This is a genomic window from Parafrankia sp. FMc2, from assembly GCF_041008525.1.
In the GTDB taxonomy this organism is placed as follows: Bacteria; Actinomycetota; Actinomycetes; order Frankiales; family Frankiaceae; genus Parafrankia.
Genome location: NZ_JBFLUG010000136.1, coordinates 1 through 18,591 on the forward strand (window position 1 = coordinate 1; position 18,591 = coordinate 18,591).

14 protein-coding genes are annotated in these 18,591 nt (G+C 73.0%); 13 read left to right on the forward strand and 1 reads right to left on the reverse strand.

The genetic code is table 11. The features are described from left to right. Positions 1 to 114 precede the first annotated feature (114 nt). On the reverse strand, positions 115 to 1,353 hold the full coding sequence (gene fxlM / locus AB1460_RS29635) for a methyltransferase, FxLD system (protein WP_368965395.1): 1,239 nt from the start codon (positions 1,351 to 1,353) through the stop codon (positions 115 to 117). 414 nt (positions 1,354 to 1,767) lie between these two features. Here fxlM and AB1460_RS29640 point away from each other — a divergent pair, with 414 nt between their 5' ends. The 13 genes from AB1460_RS29640 to AB1460_RS29700 all read left to right on the forward strand — a co-directional run. Further along, positions 1,768 to 3,084 carry a helix-turn-helix domain-containing protein gene (locus AB1460_RS29640; protein WP_368965382.1) on the forward strand — a complete coding sequence of 439 codons (1,317 nt, stop codon included), beginning with the start codon at positions 1,768 to 1,770 and terminating at the stop codon, positions 3,082 to 3,084. Continuing rightward, positions 3,081 to 3,662: a GNAT family N-acetyltransferase gene (locus AB1460_RS29645; protein ID WP_368965383.1), complete on the forward strand. Its 582-nt coding sequence runs from the start codon at positions 3,081 to 3,083 to the stop codon at positions 3,660 to 3,662. Before AB1460_RS29640 ends, AB1460_RS29645 begins: the two co-directional genes overlap by 4 nt. A 308-nt stretch (positions 3,663 to 3,970) precedes the next feature. Further along, entirely contained in the window at positions 3,971 to 5,650 is a 1,680-nt protein-coding gene (locus AB1460_RS29650) for a hypothetical protein (protein WP_368965384.1), read from the forward strand. Positions 5,651 to 5,802: 152 nt separating this feature from the next. Beyond that, entirely contained in the window at positions 5,803 to 8,310 is a 2,508-nt protein-coding gene (locus AB1460_RS29655; protein WP_368965385.1) for an ATP/GTP-binding protein, read from the forward strand. A 1-nt stretch (position 8,311) separates the two neighbouring features. Then, positions 8,312 to 9,340 (forward strand): replication-relaxation family protein, encoded by a 1,029-nt coding sequence (locus AB1460_RS29660; protein ID WP_368965386.1) that lies wholly within the window; start codon positions 8,312 to 8,314, stop codon positions 9,338 to 9,340. Then, positions 9,337 to 10,767, forward strand: coding sequence for a ParB/RepB/Spo0J family partition protein (locus tag AB1460_RS29665; protein ID WP_368965387.1), 1,431 nt, complete (start codon positions 9,337 to 9,339; stop codon positions 10,765 to 10,767). Before AB1460_RS29660 ends, AB1460_RS29665 begins: the two co-directional genes overlap by 4 nt. Before the next feature lie 2 nt (positions 10,768 to 10,769). Further along, on the forward strand, positions 10,770 to 11,873 hold the full coding sequence (locus tag AB1460_RS29670) for a DUF4417 domain-containing protein (RefSeq protein WP_368965388.1): 1,104 nt from the start codon (positions 10,770 to 10,772) through the stop codon (positions 11,871 to 11,873). After that, positions 11,870 to 12,250 (forward strand): hypothetical protein, encoded by a 381-nt coding sequence (locus AB1460_RS29675; RefSeq protein ID WP_368965389.1) that lies wholly within the window; start codon positions 11,870 to 11,872, stop codon positions 12,248 to 12,250. The genes AB1460_RS29670 and AB1460_RS29675 overlap by 4 nt, the downstream gene beginning before the upstream one ends. Then, positions 12,240 to 14,828 (forward strand): hypothetical protein, encoded by a 2,589-nt coding sequence (locus tag AB1460_RS29680; protein ID WP_368965390.1) that lies wholly within the window; start codon positions 12,240 to 12,242, stop codon positions 14,826 to 14,828. The genes AB1460_RS29675 and AB1460_RS29680 overlap by 11 nt, the downstream gene beginning before the upstream one ends. Positions 14,829 to 14,839: 11 nt before the next feature. Beyond that, positions 14,840 to 16,960: a hypothetical protein gene (locus AB1460_RS29685; RefSeq protein ID WP_368965391.1), complete on the forward strand. Its 2,121-nt coding sequence runs from the start codon at positions 14,840 to 14,842 to the stop codon at positions 16,958 to 16,960. A 30-nt stretch (positions 16,961 to 16,990) separates the two neighbouring features. Further along, complete coding sequence (locus AB1460_RS29690; protein ID WP_368965392.1) at positions 16,991 to 17,500, forward strand: hypothetical protein; 510 nt, start codon at positions 16,991 to 16,993, stop codon at positions 17,498 to 17,500. 138 nt (positions 17,501 to 17,638) lie between these two features. Continuing rightward, positions 17,639 to 17,929, forward strand: a complete 291-nt coding sequence (locus AB1460_RS29695) for a hypothetical protein (RefSeq protein WP_368965393.1) — start codon at positions 17,639 to 17,641, stop codon at positions 17,927 to 17,929. A 58-nt stretch (positions 17,930 to 17,987) separates the two neighbouring features. After that, the coding region (locus AB1460_RS29700; RefSeq protein ID WP_368965394.1) for an ADP-ribosylglycohydrolase family protein at positions 17,988 to 18,591 on the forward strand (604 nt) is incomplete at its 3' end.

Consider the following 18,591-nt stretch of genomic DNA (forward strand, 5'->3'; position numbering starts at 1 on the left):
CTGCTCGCCCTCGCTCGCCGCCTCGTCGACGTTCTGTGGGCACTCCTGCGCGACGGCCGCACGTTCGCACCAACCGCGCCGCAACCCGCTACCGCGGCGGCTTGACACGGTCATTCAGATTCCCTTCTCGTCGGTGGTGAAGGTCAGGACGAGGCGGCTGTGCCGCTTGTCCAGGACCGCCCCGTCCGGCAGGTCGCCGTCGGGGGTGTGCGCAGGCAGCACGTGCAGCACCGGATGCGGGCAGCCCGCGTCCACCCACGCACGTAGGTGCTCGGCCATCCGCCCGGCCGCCGCGGCGGCCCCGGTCCCGTGGGCGCAGGCGCCGAGATCGAACCGCCGGTCGGTCCAGCGCAGCGCCGACCGATAGGCCAGCGTGCCGGCCTCCAGCGTGGCCGGGACGGCGAACCGCCATGAGGGCGTGACGATGCCGGCCGTGACGGCTTCCTCCTGCGCGGCGAGGACCACGAACTGCTCCGCCTCGCGCCGCGGTCTGGCTGCCAGCCACAGGTCGAGGTCGGACAGGTCGGTGCGGGGCGGCAGACTTACCCCGGCCCATGCCTGCTCGCGTGGTGTCGTGAGGAGATCGGTGATCGCGGCCGGGTCGACGTCCTGGCCCTCATCCAGCCGCAGATGAACACCGTCCGCGAGGTCGACGTAGCGCACCTCACGGGCGCCGGTGCCCTGCATCGAGACGAACCCGCACAGCCGCTGGCTCACGCTGGTCAGACGGCCCTCGTGGCGCCGCAACGCCCACGACCGGGTCATCCCGAACGTGCGCAGCGGCAGCACCAGCACGCCCTTGTCGGTGAGCTGGTCGAGCCACGCGGGCGGAATGTCCCACGCCCCGACCGTGACGATGATCAGGTCGAAGGTGCGGCCCGGCGGGATCGGGTGCTCGGCGTCCGCGCGCAGCACGGTGACGTCGTCATAGCCAGCTGCGGTCAGGCAGGAGATCGCCCGGTCGGTCACCTCGGGGTCGATGTCGACCGTCGTGACCGATCCCGCCGGGCCGACGAGTTCCCGCAGCAGCGAGGCGTTGTAGCCGCCGCTGCCGATCTCCAGCACGTGGCGGCCGTCCAGCCCGTCCAGCCCGTCGAGCGCGTCCGCCGCCTGGCCCAGCGTCCGCCCGATCAGGAACGGGGCCGACACCGAGCTGATGGCTTCGTCGCCGCGCATCTTCTTCAGGACGGCTTCGTTCTCGTACGCCTGTTCCAGCGGGAGGCCCGGGGTGAACACCTCGCGCGGAACGGCCCGCATCGCCGCCTCCACCTCCGGCCGCGGCGAGCCGCCCTCCGCTGCCTGATCGGCCAGGAACCGGTCGACCATGGCGTTGCGCAGACTCTCGCTACTCATGGTGTCGACGCTCACGACGGTGTCCTCTCCTTTTGTGTGCAGGTCGCCGCGGTGAGGGCGGCCCCGGCATTCGAGCAGGCTCGGCAGACAACCACAGGTTCCGGGCCCCCGGCGGCTTCGGCTCCCTCCCCGTCCCGGCCACTTCCTCCCGCCCGGCGGGTGTCCGCGGGCTGCGCTTCTGCGGCATCCGGGTGCACGGGTGGCCCTCGGCGAGCGTCCGGCCGGCAGACCGGAAGCGTCCGTTGTCGTCACGGGTCGCTCCTCTGCAGGTCCGGGAGAGTGGCCGGGGTGTTTCCCTTCGTGCAGGACCCATCACACTCCGCGTGACGCCTGGGTGGGAGGGTGAGATCTTCTTCCCCATGGGTGGGAAAAGATTTCCCACCCATGGCGCGCCCATCGCCGAGGGGGATCGTCGTGCACGCTGATCGTGTCGAGACGCTGAAGGCGCAGCTGGCCGAACGGTTCCGCCAGTTGCAGGCCGAGCGTGGTCTCACGGGCACTGAGCTGGAGAAACGCACCACTTACGACCGGAAGAACGCCTCCGCCATCCGTAACAGGGGACGGCTGCCGACCCGTGACGTGCTCCAGGCCTACGACCGGGTGTTCGGCACCGGCAGCGAGCTGACCGACCTCGGCGAGCGGATCCGGGCGGCGCAGAAGGCGGTACGGCTGACCGGTTTGATCACCACTGCAGGGGTAGGCAGTCCCGAGCCGCAGGCCACAGAGCTGGAGAGAGAGGAGGTAGAGGAAACGGACCGACGCCAGATCGTTGCGGTCGCTGCGCTGTCCGCTGTTGCATTCGAAACGACCCGCCGTATCGACACCTCCACCGCGGCGCCGACGCTCGGCGAGCTCGAAGACGACCTGGCCGACATCGCTGCCGGCTACGACACCACCCCGCACCTGATCCTCGTCAGTGAGGTCGCCCGGCGATGGCGCCAGGTCGAAGGCATGCTCGACCGCAGGCTGAGCGTGACCGACAACCTGCGGACCACGCGGCTCGGCGGCCAGCTGACCTACTACCTTGGCCGGCTCGCGTTCGCAGGCGGCCGTTACCGAGACGCTCGTCGGTTCTGCGATCTCTCCGACCGGTATGCCGGCCAGGTCGACGACGACATGCTGACCGGTTCCCTCGCCGCGCTGCGGTCCAGCATCGCGTACTACACCCACCGCTGGGACAAGGCTGCCGTCACCGCGGCTCGCGCCCGGCAGGGCGCACCGCGGTACCTTGCCGCCCGCCTGGCCGCCTATGAGGCACGAAGCCATGCCCGCCTCGGTCGCGTCCGCGAAGCGGAGAACGCGCTGGCCGCGATGAGAGACCACACGGGCGCGGCGACCGGGCCCCGCCCGGGGTCCTCCCCCTTCACCGCCGGCAGCGCGGCCATGTTCGCCGCGGTCTGCGCCATCGAGCTCGGCGACGGCATCGAAGCACGACACCGCGCCCGCGAAGCGGTCGATCTCCTCGACGCCCGGTCCCACGAGGAACGCGGCCACGCCTACCTCTGTCTGGCGTCCGCCTTCCTGCTGCAGGACAGGCCGGATCCCGCTGCCGCGGTGACGGCGAGCCGGGCCGCGCTGGCGACTCCCGAAGGGCATCTGTCCTCGACGATCGTGTCCGCCCTGGCCGAGGTCGTGCGAGAGCTCGGCCCGTGGGCGTCAGATCCTGATGTCCGCGCGCTCGGCGCGCTGGTCCAGCAGTCCCGCCTCGCTCTGCCCGGGAGCCCCGCATGACCCTTGAGTTCGGCTCGCCCGACGTCGTCACCATCCCGTCCGTCCTCACACCACGGCTGATGCTCCGCGCGTGGCGCCTGGCCGACGTCGACCCCTACCTGGACATGGCCCGGCATCCGGACATGTCGCTCTACACCAGCTCGCCGAGCCGGATCGGGTCGGTCTGGGGCATGACCGCGTTCCAGATCGGCCACTGGGCCCTGAACCGGTTCGGAATGTGGATCGTCGAAGAGCGGGCGACGGGCGAGTTCCTCGGCCGTGCCGGCCTGTACGAGGAGTACGGCTGGCCGGACATCGAGGTGGCCTGGACCGTCCGGCGTGACCGGTGGGGCCAGGGCATCGCGACCGAGGCCGGCGCCGCCGCCCTGGAGTTCGCGTTCACCGAGGTCTGCCGGGAGCGGGTCATCAGCATCATCCACCCCGAGAACAAGGGGTCGATCCGCGTCGCGGAGAAGCTCGGTCTCGCTCTTGCCGAAGGGCCGGTGGATCGAGACGGCGAACCCCGGAACATCTACGCGATCACCCGCGAAGGCTGGGCCGGCCGCCAGGAGGTCGGCACCCCCAGCGGCACCAGCTGACTGGGCGCGGTCGCTGGTCCGCACGGGCGGCGACGGTCATCGAGAGCGGTGCGATCATGTCCAGGCGCTGGACCACGGGCCCGCGCCGTCCGTCAGTAATGCGGTGAGGGGCACAACCGCGCCCCCAGCGAGCAGGACACTGCGCTCTGCCTCCGGGACATTCCAGCGGGGGCGAGATCGGGGGGGCAACCGTGAGTCACGGACAGCGACGTGGAAAGCGGGAACGAAGGCACCGGCTGTGGGCCCAGACCGCAGGTCTGAGCGCGTTGGCCTCGCTCGTTGCGACGCTGCCCGCGTGCGGTGTCGGCGTGGGTGAGTCGAACGCCGGAAAGCCGTCCTCGGCGCCCGTGACCATCGACGCGAGTACCCGGCCCGCGTCGAGAATCGTTGACCTGGGTGGCGGAGCGCGGGTGGTCTTCGCGGACGAACCTGTGCGCGGCAGCGAGCTCGCCGTTGCGACGTCGAACCCGCCGCCCAATCCCGAAGGTCGCCGCAGCCTCGTCACCCCGGTGAAACTGACGTTGTCCGGTGACGACCTCGGCGCCGGTGCCACCCTTGAGTTCCCCATCCCGAAGGACCTGCGATCCAGCGCGGACTCCGCCGCGGTGGGAGTCGCGACCTACGACGAGGCATCACGGCAGTGGGTGCCCGTGACCGCCGCGGTCGATCCCTCCCGGGGCCTGGTGACCGCCAGAACCACCCACTTCTCCTGGTGGCAGCCGTGGACCTGGGACTGGCCCGGGATGGGTGCCACGGTCAACCAGGCAGTCGGCCAGCTGATTGGCAAGCGTGCCGATCAGGCTGGTTGCACCGCGGCGGAGGGGCAGCCGGGCTGGGTCGCGGCACTGGTCGGCGTCAGCAACGATCCCGCGCTCGCTGTGCGGGCCTGCGCCCAGGGCCAGAACGGCATCCTTGACGTTCAGCTCGTCAACAACCGGCCCTACGGGATGGTGCTGCGGTACGGGTCCGCGGTGAAGTGGGGCTGGCACGAAGACGGAGCCACCCCGCTGGAAGCCGCGCGAAACAAGCTGATGGACGCCCTGTTGGCCGGAGGCAAGGGGCTGTACCTGCCCCCGCTTGGCCGAGCCTCCGTGGGGGTCTCGCCGATCGACGGGGGCCGGTACGTGACGTTCCCCGTCTCCGTTTCCGGCGCGACCCTGGCCGCCGACCTGATCAGCGTCGTCGCCGGTGAGCTGGTGACGGCGGCCGGCGGCCGGCTCGCGGAGCCGCTGAAGAACGCCTGCGCCAGCTACCTGAGCGAGACCGTCGCGGCCGAAACGCTGGGCAGCCCTACCAGCCTCCACGAGAAAATGATCAGTGCTGGCGAGTGCGTGGAGAAGGCATTCCTGGATGCCGTCAGCTACGGATGGCTCGACAAGCCGTCCGTTCAGAAGCTCAGCGCGACCCTGGGCGCGATCAGGAACGCCTCGCTCGTCGGCCGGTTGCTGACCGCCTACGACACCGAGTGGCGGCTGCTCGATCTGTATACCGACACGAGGCTCGTGCCGGCGGTTCCCGGGCTGGATTACGGGTTCGGCGTGCGTGCCAAGGCTTCCGAACCCGAACCCGAACCGGCAGCCGACACGACAGCCGGCGCCGACGCGGACTCGTCGGCGGGCACCGCCCCGGAGCCGTCCGCGCCTCCAGCCGCCCCGGCCCCCGCACCTGTGCCCGCACCCGCACCCGCACCCCGCGGTCTGCACATCGAGGACGTCTTCTACGGCGGCACCTGGGCCCGCGCCGAACCGGACGACGGCACCTGGCACAGCCGCGGCAGCGTCCCCGCGAACGGCCGGTACTGGTTCGCCAACGGTCTCGGCGTCGCGGTCGACTGCACGCGGCAGGCAGCCTCCTACCCCGTCCGTTTCGCCGACGGCCGTCGCGAGACCTGGTCGAACTGGGGGCACGTCACCGACGGCACCTGGGTACCGGTGGCGACCTTCCAGGAGATCAACACCGACGGCGACCTCGGCCTCCCACGCTGCTGACCGGTCGGCGTCCGACCCGCGGCCGCCTGGCGGACGGTGTCTGGCCGTTTGGATACACCGGCGAGGCACCTGCCGAGTGAGAGCGTCGCGTCGAGGTGCTGGGACGTGCCTTCCCCGGAGAGTTGACCCCGTCCTCCGGAGGAGACGATCCTTTGTCCTCGTCCGTGCCCGAACTGTCGCCGGCCCCGTCGGTGGTGTCCGGTGACGTAGACCCGCTCGCCGCCGTGCCCAGGCCCGGGGCGTCGTCTCCTGGCGTGGAGCCGCTGCTGATCCGTGCCGGGGAGCGGCTGGCCGGCCCCGGGGAGGACCTGCACACCGCGCGCGCCGAGCTCACCCTCGCCCTGGACGATGCGTTGCCGTTGCGTGTTCCGGGGTTCAACCCCGATCCGCTGACTCCGTTCGCCCGCGCCTTCGCCGGGCTGCGAGCGGACCTGGGGGACACTGCGGAGATCTGCCTGGATCTGCTGCCGGTGACCCCTGGCCAGCGTCAGGCCCGCCTCCGACGGGCGGTGCGCGCCGAGGGTGCCGGCGGGCCTGGGGGTGTGGCGGGCGGGCTGCTGCATCTCGCCGAGACGGCGGTCGGTGCGACGCTTGGTCTGGCCGACCAGGTACTGGCCGAGCTGGGTGCCGGTCCCCGTGGTGCTGGTTTCTTCAGCGGTGGCGGGCCGGGCCCGCGTGCGGTGACCGCCGCGGGCCCGTTGGAGACGGCGCAGGTGCGGGCCCGGACCCGGGCGGTGTCCGGCAAGCTGCTGTCGGCGGATCCGTTGTGGCGGATGCAGCTGCTGCTGCGGACCCGGTCGGCGATTCCCGGCCGGGCCGAGGCGCACCTGCATGTGCTGATCGGCTGCTTCCGGCAGTGGTCGGGCGACAACCAGCTCACTGTCGTCGGGACGAACCTGGGCTGGCTGCATCTGGGGGCGGACAGCCGGCCGCGTCGTGGCCGGTTCGACCGGAGGATGGACGTCGGCCGGTTCCGTCCCCGGGCCCGGTCGTGGGTGAGCACCACGGAGATCGCGGGGTTGCTCAAGCCGCCGACCCGCAGGTGTGCGGCGGGCAACGTCGAACGTGGCTTTGAGATCCCGGGGCCGCCGGCGACGTTGCCCACCTACAGCCGGGACCGCGCGGACCTGGTGCCGCTGGGCCTGGTCCGTACCGACACCGGGTGGCGTCCGGTCGGGGTGAAGGTGACCGAGACGCAGTTCACCCTGTTCTCCGGGCGGTCGGGGTGGGGCAAGACCGAGACGTCGCTGGGGCGTTTTCTGGCGCTGGTCCGCTGTGCGGGGGTCGGCGGGTTCCTGCTCGACCCGCACCGGGACGGTCTCGCGTTGGCCAAGGAGTACCTGGTCGACCAGGGGCGGCGCGTGCTCGAGCTGGACCTGTCGGTCCGCGGTTCCGACGCCCGGCAGGCGGCGTGGAATCCGCTGTCGATGGAGGGGTTCAGCGTCGACGACGTCGATGCCCGCGCCGGGGCGGTGGTGGCGGCGTTCGCCTCGGCGATGGGCTGGACGGAGACGAACACCCGCGCCCTGTCGATCATCACGATGGCGGCGCAGTCGCTGTGCGAGCTCGCGCTGCGGCTGCCGCCCGACCTGGCGCCGACGATCTTCCAGATCCCCAGCATCCTGGCGAACGAGGACTGGCGGGAGACGGTCATCCCGTATCTGTCGCCGGCGATGCGGGACTACTGGTCCACCCGGTTCCGCCGGGTCGCTGACCACGTCACCCCCGTCACGAACATCATCGACCGGATGCGGTCGAGCAAGACGATCGCCGGGGTGTTCGGGGCGAGTCGCAGCACCTACAACGTCCGCCACGCCATGGACACCGGCAAGATCGTGCTGGCCTGTCCGTCCGGTCTGGACGACAAGGACCGGCTGATCGCGAACATGCTGGTCTTCGATCTGTTCCGGGCGGCGCGGTCCCGGGCGGATATCGCCGACCCGGCGGCGCGGCGGCCGTGTCATGCGTTCATCGACGAGCTGCCGGCGATCGACGGGGGCAGCCGCGGGACGCTGGCCCGCATCCTGGAGCAGACCCGCAAGTACGGCCTGTTCCTGCATGCGGCCACCCAGCAGCCCGAGGCGTTGACCACGACGACGCTGCGGGCGTTCCTGACCAACCGGTCGCACCTGTTCTCCTCGGCGGTGATGGAGGAGTCCGCCCGGCTGCTGGCCCGGAACTGGGGTGGGACGGTCACCCCGGAGACGATCATCGGGTTGGAGCGGTACACCCACCTGGCCGGGGTCACCCTCGACGGGACGATCCACCCGCCGTTCCTGGTCCGTGGTCTGACGGTGCACCAGCTGTTCGGTGATGTGCATGCCCCGGACCGCATCGGCGAGCTCGACGCGGCGATCGATGTGAATCTGCGCCGGCGGCCGATCGCGGAGACCATCGCCGACCTCGACGGCAAGGACGACGCGATCCTGCGGGCACTGGGCTCCGCGGGTTCCGCCGGCGTCGCGGGTGGCCCCGCGGGTTCCCCGGCCGGACCGGGTGGGCAGGCCGTGGGGGGCGCGTCGAGCCGGCGGCGTGCCGTGGCGGCCGCCGTCCCGATCGATCTCAGCGGCCCCACCGCGTCGTCCCCGGTCCCGGTGGGCGAGCCCGCACACGTCGGCGAGGAGACGATCCGTCCCCTGCCGGGCCGGCGAGGGCTGTGAGGTGACGACGCAGCGGCACGACAGCCCCGCCCCGCCTGCCGTAGCGACGACCACGCCTGCCGCGCGGACCCCGCCCCCACCCTTGTCCCCGCCCACGGCGCCTCGGCCGGCGCCGTCGCTGACCGACACCGAGTCGGCGGTGCTGCTCGGCCTCTACCAGCATCGGCTGTTGACCACGGCGCAGGTCCACGCTCTGCACACCCCGACCAGCGGCATCACCTGGACCCAGTACGTGCTGCGCCGGCTGACCCTGGCCGACCTCATCGGGTACGTCCGCCAGGCCGACCGCAGCCACCGGCATGTCTGGTTCGTCACCGACCTCGGGGCGCAGCTCGCGGAGAGCACCGGCCAGGTCCGGGCCCGCCCCGCCTACCGGCCCACGCCGGCTGCCGCCGCCGGGCCGCTGCAGGCGCACACGCTGGGCTGCAACGAGATCGGTCTGGCGTTCGTGCGGGCCGCGCGTGTTCTCGGGGACGACTGCGGGCCGGGGTCGTGGCATCACGAGTGGGCCGCCCGCGTCGCGGACCGCACTCCGGGTGCTGCCCGCTGGTCGAACATGCTGGTCTCCGACCTGCTGCTGCGTTATCTGCACCGCGGTTCCGGCGGGGACCAGGCTGCTGTGCGGCTGGTCGAGTACGACCGTAACCACCGAGATCTCGACGACGTCCTCACCCAGTTGCGGGCCTATGCCCACTACCACGCCTACGTTCCCGGCGGCGGCAGCCGACCGCTGTGGCAGCGGGACCACGGGCCGGTCTTCCCCCGTGTCCTGCTCGTCCTGGACCGGGGCAGCCCCGCGGCGCTGGCCACCCGCCGCCGGTCGCTGACGTGGATGTGCCAGCAGGACCCGCTGCTGACCCGGCACGCCGCCGCTCTCGGGCTGCTCGCCACCACCCTGGACGACCTTGTCGCCCACGGCCCGTGGGCGCCGGTGTTCTGGCCGCTCACCGGCGATGTGGTCGAGACCCCGGTGACCTGGACCGGGCAGCCTGAACCACCCGACTCCGCACGGCAGGTGGGGCGCGGATGACGACGACGGTTGGGGACACCGCCGGCGCCCCCGCGCCGGGCGCTGCGCCCGCGGGCGCGGGCACCGGTGCGGGAATGTCACCGGGGCCCGTCGAGCTGGCCCGGCGGCTGGCCAGCTCCCCCCGGCTGCGGCACCGCCGCTACGAGATGCTGCCGCTGCGCGGCGCCGGGGCGGTCTTCACCGAGGTGCAGGGCCGCACCCCCGGGGACGCCACCACACCGGCGGCGCTGGCCGACCTCATCTCCTCCATCTCCACGGTGGGGGTACTGCAGCCCGTCCTCGTCGAGGAACGCGCCGCGCCGCCCGGCCCACCGGCCCGGCTGCTGGTCACCGGGGAACGGCGGCTGCGGGCGGCCCGCTGGGGCGCGGTCCATCTGCCGGACAACCCGCACTTCGCCGAGATTCCCGCCGTGGTCTGCCCCGGGCCGCTGTCGGAGGAGGAACGGCGGGTCTGGCAGCTGGTGGAGAACCTCGCCCGGGAGGACCTGCGGCCCGGGGAGCTGGCGGCGGCGCTGCTGTTCGAACGGTGCGCGGTGCTGATCCCGCGTCTGCTGGCCGCGGGCCGGCCGGTGCCCCGGGAGGTCCTCACCCTCGACGATCCCGTCGCGCGCTGGCGGGCGCTGGAACGTATCCGGGACGGTGACGTCGGCGTCGGTGCGCCCTGGGGGGAGGTGCTGGCGCGGCTGGGTCTGCAGCTGTCCGAACGGCGGGCCCGTCAGCTGCACGCCGCGCTGGCCGCCCTGCCCCCTGACGTCAGCGAACAGATGGACGAGGCCGGGGTCACGTTGGCGACCCGGCTGCGGTTCGCCGCGTTGAACCGGGGCCGGGCGCATGCCGCCGACGAGATCTGGTCCGCAGTGCGGGCCGCGGGCCGCACCGACCTGCTGCCCGGGGCGCTGATCCAACGCCAGGCAGTTCCCGATCTTGACGCTGCCGGTGCTGTCGAGCGGGCTGCGGCGGTCCGCGCCGCCGGTAATGCCGCCCGGGCCGCCGCCCTCACCCGCCCCAGCCCCGCCCCGGTGGGCTGCGCCCAACCGCGACCCGCCTCCGGGGCCGGGATGGCGCCGGTGGTGACGCCATCCGCGAGGCCGGAGCCCGGAGCCGCCAGTGTCGAGACCGTCGGTGTCGAGGCCGATGGTGGCGAGGGTGGCCCGCTGCCAGACGATCCCGCCCCCGCCCTCAGGCCGGCAGTGGACGCCCAGGTGCGTGTCGACCTGCCGGTGCCTGCCGACCAGGCGGAACCCGCCGGCCGGCCGGTGTCCGCCGACCAGGCGGGGGCTGCCCGCGCAGCTCTCAGTGAGATCTGCGCTGCGCTGCGGGCCGGGCGGGCCGTGGCGCGCTACGACGCCGGCTCGCTGCGTCTGCTGGCCACAGAACTCCTGCGCCTGCTGGGAACCGACCCGGGCGCCACCGCCAGAAAGGCGTAGCTGTGACCCTGCCCCGCTCGCTGCCGCTGCTCACTCCCGCCGCCGGCTGCCACTGCCCCACCTGTCCGTTCTTCACCCACAACCCGGCCGCGGCCGAACCGATCTGCGGGGGCAGCAACAGCGACTGCTCCTACTGCGGCTGCGCCCGTACCGAAGCCCGGGCCGTCCCCGGTGACCGGACGGTGGCCTGCCACACCTGCCCGATCCGCTGCGGCAGCCGCACCGACATCGCCGCCTGGATGGCCGACGTCGGGGGCACCCTCACCTTCGACGACATCGTGATCAGCGGACAACTGCCGTCCGGCCTGCCGCGGTACATCCCGCAGGTCGACGGCTCGGCCATCGCCGACTTCGACGCCGAGCTGGCCTGGCCCGCCTACGCGGTGGGGCTGCGGCGGGTGTTCAGCCCCGACACGTTCACCGTCTACCCGAAGTTCGCCGCCGCCAGCGGTGCGCATGACGCGCTCGGGCTGCGTCCCGGTCAGCGGGCCGTCCTCGTCGGCTACGGCACCGATCCGCTGGTGGAGGCGTTCTGGTCCCGGCGTCGCGTCGCCCGCCTCGTCGAACAGATCGCCGCCCAGCGCTGGGACCTGGTGCTGGCCCCGAACTACAGCCTGTACCAGAACCAGCCCCGCACCGAACATCTGATCAACTTCCGGCGCAATCTGATGATCGCCGCCGAGTTCGGTGCCGCCGGGGTCACCGCCGCCCCGAACCTGTACTGGATGCGGCTGGAGGACCTCGACCGCTATCTGGGCTGGCTCGCCGACGTCACACCCCCGGCGGTCGCGATCAACCTGCAGACGTTCCGGCAGGCGTCGAGCTGGGAGACCTACGCGCTGCCCGGCCTGGCCTATCTGGCCGCGGCCCTGCCCCCATCACTGCCAGTGATCCTCACCGGTACCAGCCGCGTCGACCGCATCACCACCCTGGCGGGGCTGTTCGGCGACCGGCTGATCCTGGTCAGCCAGAACGCGGCGCAGTACGCGCTGCACGGCGCGGTGATGACCGCCCAGGGCCGTGTCGACGTGCACGCTCGGGCCGCGGACTGCTTCGCGCACAGCACGCGGTTCCTCGCCTCTCTGCTGCCCACCCCGAACCCGTGAGCAGGCCGGTGGGGCCGGCGGCTGGTGGGGGTCGCCTGTTCGTCCTGCTGGCCTGGACCGCGCCGGTGGGGGCGGCTCTGACCCCGGTGGGGGTGCTCGGCGTCGACGGTGAACGCTGGCGGGTGTCGTGGCTGCCCGTGGTCGGTACCGACCACGGGCGGATCTGGCGTGACCGGCTGGCGGGCCGTGCCACAGCACCCGACGGCGCGCTGCTGTCGGCGTGGATGTCGAGCACCACCGCCAGCCTGGTGGAGCTGCCCGCACCGTCCGCACCGTCCGGGACGTCGGACCTGTCGAGGGCGGTCGAGGCGGCCGTCGACGAGCTGCTCGTCCCACCCGATCCTCCGGCCGGAGGGCAGGGGGCCGGTGGGCAGTGACGGTAAGGCCGCCCACCAGGCCTACGCGCTGACCCCCACCCTCGGCACGGCGGACGTCGCCCCCGCCCCCGCCGTGGACGTGGCCGGGGTGGACGACGACGCGGTCGCCGCCGCGGCGGTCCGCGACATCCTCGCCACCGCCCAGGACATCGCCGCCGGTGCGCCGGCGACGGAGGAGGACCTGGCCGCCCAGTACGCCCTGTTCGCCGCCGCGATCCACGCCGCCCAGCAGCAGGCCGCCGCCGAGGAGGCGGCCGGGGCGACCCTCACCGCGGTGCACGCCGAGATCGCCGCGGTCGCCGGGGACTACCTGACCGGCCTCGACGAGAGCCAGCTGCAGGCCCTCGCCGCGCTGCACGGCTTCGACCATCCCGCCCTGGTCGGACTGACCAGCGCCACCTCGCCCCTGGCGTACTGGCTCAACCCCGCCTACCCCGACGACGCACCCGGCAAGGCGGCGATCCAGGCCAAGGCGCTGGAACGGTTCGCCGAACTCGCCGCCGGCGGGTCGGTCGCCGGGATGACGCTGGCCGACCTGCAGGCCCTGGAAGCAGCCGCCTCCCCACCGGCCGGAGGGCCGCCGACCGGGACCGGGGCCTGGGATGCAACCCCGGAACAGGTCGCGGCCGCCCACGTCGCACTCGACCAGGCTGTCGCCGCCTTCACCGCCACCGCCGAGGGGGGCGGCGAGGCCGCGACGGCCGCCTTCGGCGCCATGATCGACGCGGAGAACCGGCTGGCGTCGGCGACCTGCCCGCAGGCCGCCGACGCGCTCGCTCTCGCCCAGGCCGCCGCCCGCCACCAGGTCGACGAGGCGATCGCGGCCACGTTCACCACCGCCGCCGGCAGCGCCCTGGTGGGCCCGCTGGTCACCCAGGCCCACGCCGAGGGACGTCTCACCGGCGCCGAGGCGACGCTGCTCGACCCCGCCCAGCAGCTCGGGCTGCTGCGCGCCTCGACCCCGGCCGGGCTGCGGGCCGTCGTCCACGACATCGCCGCGCACCGGGCCGTCCAGCTCGCCGAGGCGCAGACGCTGCACACGCAGATCGCCCAGCATGTCGCCGCAGCCCCCGACCTGCCCCCGGGGACGTCCCCGGAGCTGAACCTGGACGCCACCCCCGGCGCGCTCGTCGCCTTCGCGCAGACGGCGGGCCGCATGTACGCCGTCGACGCGGACATCGCCGGGTGGAAGGACCACGCACACGGGGCGGGGGAAGGGCTGCTGGCCGCGCACACCGCGGCCGTGGCCGCCACACCCGACGTCGTCGCGCTGACCGCCCAGTTCGGCACCTGGCAGAAGCCGGTGCCCCTGGCCACGTTGCAGGCCGCCGCCGGTGAGCTCGGTCTGCAGCAGGCCGAGGCGGCGAGTCGGATGCAGGCCCGGGCCTACCTCGTCTCCCACTGGGCTGGCACAGCCGCGTGGAAGGACGCCGTCCAGGCCCAGATCCAGGCCCAGGTCACACCCGGCCCGGCGCCGCCCGCACCCTCATCCGCCCCCCCGGCCCCGGCCCCGGCCGCGGCGGCTGTGGCCGCACCGGGCGGTACAGCACCAGGTAACGCGACACCGGGCGCTCCTGCGACACCGGGCGGTCCTGCGACATCGGGCGGTGCGGTGCCAGGGGGTGCGGCGGCGTCCACACCGGCGCCGCACGGCTTCACCGCCAAGAAGCAGGCGCTCGTCGACGCGCTCAAGCATCACCAGGCCTCCCACGGGGCGATCCCGGCCCGCCATCCCGACAGCGAGGTCGCCGGTTGGACGTGGACCCCGGGCCCGCACCTGAACCTGGGTGGTGCACACACCAAAGCGGTCTACACCGCCCCCGGCGGCGGGTCGTGGATGTTCAAACCGGACTCCTCCGGCGGTGCCCGCGCCGCCGCCGAAGCCGAGGCCTCCGGAGTCCTGCACGCCGTCGGGATCCCCACCGTTCCCGTGCACCGGGTCACGATCGGCGGGCAGACCGGTGCCGTCCAGCCGCTGCTGCCCGGTGCGACCACCCTCAGCGCCAACCCGGCGAGCTGGTCGCAGGCCGACGTCGACGCCATCGTCCGTAACCACGTCGCGTCCTGGGCGGTGGGCGACCACGACGGCACCGCCGCCAACCACCTGCGGACCGCCGGCGGCGGGCTGGTGCCCGTCGACCGAGGCCAGGCCTTCAAGTTCTACGGCCAGGACCGGCTCGCCGGCGACTACCAGCCCAACTCCGCCTTCGGGGACACCGTCAGCAGCCAGGCCTACCGGGCGGCGAAGAAGAACACCCTGGCGGCCGGTGTCCGGATCCGTCCCGAAGCAGCCCTGGCGACGATCGCGGCGTTCGAGTCGATCGGTGAGGGCCAGTACCGGGCGATGCTGCACCGCACCGCCCACGAGGGCGCCGCGGGCGGTGTCACCTGGGCGGAGCCGATGCGTCAGCGGGCCGCGGCCCGGCTGAAGGTCCCCGCGGCCGCGGTGAGCACCGCGGCCGTCGCCGAGGAGTTCCTCCGCGAGGCGGTCACCCGCAAACAGCGGCTGCGCACGGACTTCGCGGACTTCTTCGCCGCCGAAGGCATCCCCGGCGGCCACGTCCTACGGCACGGGTAGGGCCGCGGTCGATGGGCTCCGACGGCAAGACCGCCCACCAGTACCACACGATCGGCCCGACGCTGCTCGACGAACAGGCCCCGCCTGCCGTCCTGGCGGGACCCTTATCCCCCACGGATGCCGGAGCAGGGGGTCAGGCCGTGGAGACGGCTGCCGCGGGTGGACCCGCCGGCGAGCCTGCTCCCCCTGCGCAGCCTGCCCCCGACCTGCCGGTGCCCTCCGCCATGCCCGAGGCCAGTACCGCCACCGATCCGCCCGCCACCACCCTGTCCGGTGCCGGCCCGGCGGAGTTTCCGGCGGAGACCACGCCCGCGGGCGCCACCCCCGCCGACACCCAGCCCGCCGACGCCGTGCCTGCCGGGGACGAGCCGCTCACTCCGATCCCCGAGATGATTCCCCGCGGTGATCCGCTCGGCGTGCCGCTGCTGGTCGGCGGCGCCGACCTCGACGACTCCCAGGCCACCCTGCTCGCCTACGACAGCCCGCAGGGCCCCCGCGAAGTCCTCGTCGCCACCGTCACCCCCGACGCCGAAGCGAAACTGCTCGACGCCCTCACCTCCACCCCGATGATCGAGATCCACACCGAGGAGCAGACCAGTACCCGGCTGGCCCTCGACACCGACGGGCACCTCTTCGAACAGCTCGCCACAGTCGCCAAGAGCATCAACCATCACGCCACCGCCGGTGACGACATCCCCGCTCACACCTACGCCAACTTCGCCACGGTCGCGGCGCAGCTCGACGCACTCACCGACGCCGACACCGACGCCGGCCACGCCGAGATGCTCGAGCACTACCGCGCCCACGCCGCAGCGATCGAGGCCAGCCTGCACGGTGGGGGCGGCAAGGTCCCCCACGTCACTGCGTTCGAACAGGTCGGCAGCCGGACGGTCACCCGTCTCGTCCCCGACCCCGACGCCCTCGACCCCGGACCCACCGTCACGGTGCGCCCGGCCACCCGTCCCGCGGTCGTCCTCGACAGCGACGGGGTCGCCCACTGGAACGGCGCGGACCGCACCCCCGCGGAGCAGGGCCAGGAGTACGCCCTCGACCTCGGCGACGGCTACACGGCCGTCTACCGACCCCACGCCACCACCCACGACCTGACCGACCTGCCACAGCATTCCCAACGCGGCCGCCTGGAGATCGTCGCGCCGCCCGGGAACGGGCACGGCACCGACCTCGTCGACAAGCTGGGTGACCTTCAGCTGGTGAACCGGACGATGACCGCCGCCGAGGGGGAATGGTCCTACCTGCGCCGGCAGGTCTGGGCCCAGGACCTGGACGCACACCCCGCGGTGGTCCAGGCACTGCACACCGCCGGTGACCTGGACGACGCCACCGAACACCTCCTGTTCGCCGAACGCGCCCCCCAGGCGATGGGCCTGGACGAACGCGGGCTGCGAACCTTCGCCCGGTCGCTGCGCCTGGACGCCGAAACCCGGGCGCTGCCCGCCAAAATCGGGGTGCTGCGCGACGCGGTCGCCCAGGCCACCGGCCACACCGGCGGCGCCGCGCTCGCCGCCAGCCCCGGCTACGACCCGCACCCCCGGCACAGCGGACGCGGCTGGCTGCGCTGGGATCGGTTCGACGTCGCCGCCGACCCCGCCGCCGTGCGCGCGCGGTTCGGTGGCCGCGGGCTCATGCACGAGATCGGCAGCGGAAACCTGCACGCGATCATCCGCAGTGGGGTGCTCGCCTCCACCGAACGGCGCCGGCTGATGGGGGTCACCACCGGCGTCGGTCTGAGCGAGACCGCCGACCTGAACTCCGGTGGCGCGAACTCGGTGTTCCTGCGGGTCGCGGAGACACCGGCCTCCGGCCCGGTGTTGTTCTGGGAAGATCCGTCGGTTCTGCTACGTCGCGCCGACGTGTACGCCTACCCGCTGGACAACTTCGGGGCGGAGGACCGTCACGAGGGCTACACCCGCAGCCCCGCGACCATGGCCACGTTCCAGCACTCGAGCAACGAGGTGATGATCCGCAACGGGTTGGACCTGCTCGGCGCCGAGGCACCCAGCATGATCCGCTGCACGACGGCCGCGCAGCGCACTCAGATCCTGTCCCTGCTCCGGGACCGAAAGATCGAGAAACTGGGTGGGCGGCTGGTGGAACAGGTCGTCGTTCTCTGACCACGCACCACACCACGATGGGAGGGCTCTGTGGCCGACGAGCCGGCATGGCTGACGGTGCTTCGTTCTCTGGTGGCTGGGCAGCACACGCCCACCGGGGAGGTCCTCGACGCCGGCGCGGAAATGCTCGTGTTCAACGACCCCGACGGCCCGGCGGTGTTCCAGGCCCCGCTCGCACGGATGCTGCGTCCCGTGCCCGAGGAACCTGGAATGGTCTGGATCCGTCCCGTCGTCGGCGGCTACCGACCCGTCCACCGCAGCTCGCAGGACCCGTACTACGCGTTCAACCTGTCCACCGCCCGCCGCCGAGGGCTGGCAGTCGCCCACGGTGAGGTCCTGCCCGCCGACGGAGACGGGCAGCCGAGCAGTGTGCGGCTGGCGCTGCATGGTGGTCAGACGGCGCTGGTACGTCCCGCGTCGGGGGAGATGCTGGAGGAGCTGCAGCGCTGGGACACCTTCACGCTGCTGGTCCTGCCGTCGGAGACCCTGGCCGACCTGGCCAGGCTTTCCGAGGACAGCTGGCACGGCCCTTACGCCTGACAGCGCCCGTCCCCCAGGCACCCTCCGCCCCCGCAGGGCGCTGCAGCCGCACGTCGCGCATCATCGGTCACTTTCCGTATTGACCTTCACCGATTTTGTGGGGATTATGTCACTATCCCCACTGAAAGGTGGACGAGCATGGTCACCGCGGCCTGCCCCCAGGGCGATCCCTTCCACACCGACTCCCTCGACGCGCTGTACAAGCATCTGCGCACCGCCCACGGGCACGGCCGCGTCGATGCCGCCCTCGCGGCCCAGCGGGCCATGACACGGGCAAAGGCACACGCCAAGCGGATGACCGGCCTGGAGACGGTCCTGCTGGAGATGTTCGGCGCCGACGCCGCCGTCCGCTCCGAGGAACTCACGACCGCCCTGCGCCGCCAGGGCATCCGCCTCAGCGTCAAGGTCGACGGCGCCATCTGGACCTGACCTGGCCTGACCAGAACCGCCCGGCACCCGACACCCGAGACGACCCGAAGGACCGACGATGACGACCCCGCTCTCCCGCGTCCACGGCGCACTGCTCGGCCTGGCCGCCGGCGACGCCCTCGGCGCCACCCTGGAGTTCCTGACCCCCACCCAGATCCAGCACCGCCACGGCGTCCACACCGAGATCACCGGCGGTGGCCCGTTCGACTGGCGCCCCGGGCAGGGCACCGACGACACCGACCTGACCATCGCCGTCGCCCGCGCCTACACCGGCACCGGCGGCTACCAGCTCACCGCGGTCGCCGACCACTTCCTGCGCTGGTACCACGGCCGGCCCCGCGACATCGGCGCCATGACCGCCGCATCCCTGCGCCGCCTCGCCGCCGGGCAGGAACCGCTGGCCGCGGGTGCCGCGGCCACCGCCGCGGCGGGCGGAGGCGGCGCCGGCAACGGCAGCCTGATGCGCGCCCTGCCCACCGGGCTCGCCCGCGCCCACCCCGACCCGTGCGCCCGCGAGGCCGCCGAGATCAGCGCCGTCACCCACGCCGACCCCCGCTGCGTGCACGCCTGCGTCGCCTACACCGCGATCGTCTCCGCGCTCGTCGACGGCCTCGCCGGCGCCCTGGTCGACGTCTGGCTCATCTACCCATCTCCGACCCCAC

Bases quoted from the DNA above. Each gene is read 5' to 3' on its own strand.
- fxlM (WP_368965395.1), bottom strand. From the start codon at position 1,353: ATGAGTAGCGAGAGTCTGCGCAACGCCATGGTCGACCGGTTCCTGGCC.
- AB1460_RS29645 (WP_368965383.1), top strand. From the start codon at position 3,081: ATGACCCTTGAGTTCGGCTCGCCCGACGTCGTCACCATCCCGTCCGTC.
- AB1460_RS29665 (WP_368965387.1), top strand. From the start codon at position 9,337: ATGACGACGACGGTTGGGGACACCGCCGGCGCCCCCGCGCCGGGCGCT.
- AB1460_RS29685 (WP_368965391.1), top strand. From the start codon at position 14,840: ATGGGCTCCGACGGCAAGACCGCCCACCAGTACCACACGATCGGCCCG.
- AB1460_RS29695 (WP_368965393.1), top strand. From the start codon at position 17,639: ATGGTCACCGCGGCCTGCCCCCAGGGCGATCCCTTCCACACCGACTCC.